General features: G+C 74.4%; 2 protein-coding genes. One reads left to right on the top strand and one right to left on the bottom strand.

Annotated features, from left to right (window positions below):
- On the top strand, positions 1-482 hold a 482-nt coding region (locus FNQ90_RS24975; RefSeq protein ID WP_323380173.1), incomplete at its 5' end, for an SURF1 family cytochrome oxidase biogenesis protein.
- A gap of 49 nt (positions 483-531) precedes the next feature.
- On the opposite strand, the gene FNQ90_RS24980 is transcribed toward FNQ90_RS24975, so the two are convergent.
- Positions 532-936: alkaline shock response membrane anchor protein AmaP (locus FNQ90_RS24980; protein ID WP_228471590.1), on the bottom strand; the 405-nt coding region annotated here is incomplete at its 5' end.

The raw sequence follows: 936 nt of genomic DNA on the forward strand, positions 1-936 counted from the left end.
GGGGTGAGGTGACCGTGACCGGTCGGCTGATGATCGACGAGACCCCCGAGCGCACCGGCATCCGTGATCGCTCCGGCCTCCCCGAGGGCATGGTCATGATGGTCAACAGCGAACAGCGGGCGGCCGAGCTGGGACGCCCCGTACTGGGTGGCCATCTGGAGTTGACGGGGATCGACCCGGCCCTCCCGGAGGACGCCGCGGCGCCCCGCCCGCTGCCCACCCCGAACCACACCGGCATCGGGGCCCACCTCGCCTATGCCTTCCAGTGGTGGCTGTTCGCCGCTTTCGTCCCGGTGGGATGGGTGATCCTGTTCCGTCGCGAACTGCGGGACCGTCGGACGGGTGGTCCCCGGGGCCCCGGCAGTGGAGAAAGCCGGACCGTCGGTCCGTCGTCCGGGCCCGGCGGGCCGAACGACGGACCGGGGGAACGGGCCGGACAGCCGGCCGGGGCGGGGAGCCGGAGCGGGAACGACGGGAACTGAGCCCGGTCGGCCCCGCCCGGCGGGTACCGCGGCCCGTGGAGCGGTCCCCTCACTCCACCCGGTCGGCGGCGTGTCTGGTGGAGCGCACCCGCAGGTCGGCGGTGAGGTCTCTCCGGCCGGTGGAACTCCGGACGTGTTCGAGCGTCTCGGTGCGGAACCGACGGACCACCTCGCCGGGGCGGGCGCCGGCCTCCAGGACCATGCCGGCCCGAAGTCGGGGCCCGTGTCGACCGCCCTCCAGTGCCACCCGGGCCCGTTCGACACCGGGGAGGGACTCGATCTCCTCGGTCACCGCCTCTTCCAGGGCCGCTCCGCGCAGCACCGTGACCCGGTCCTCGTCGAGGGAGAGTTCCCGGCGGCGCCCGCGTCGGAGCTGCGCCAGGGCCCACCAGGCGGTCAGCAGTACCAGCAGGGCGAGCACGCCGATCACCACGGGCCACCACCACCCCTCCCC

Source organism: Streptomyces alkaliphilus (genome assembly GCF_014141535.1).
In the GTDB taxonomy this organism is placed as follows: domain Bacteria; phylum Actinomycetota; class Actinomycetes; order Streptomycetales; family Streptomycetaceae; genus Streptomyces; species Streptomyces alkaliphilus.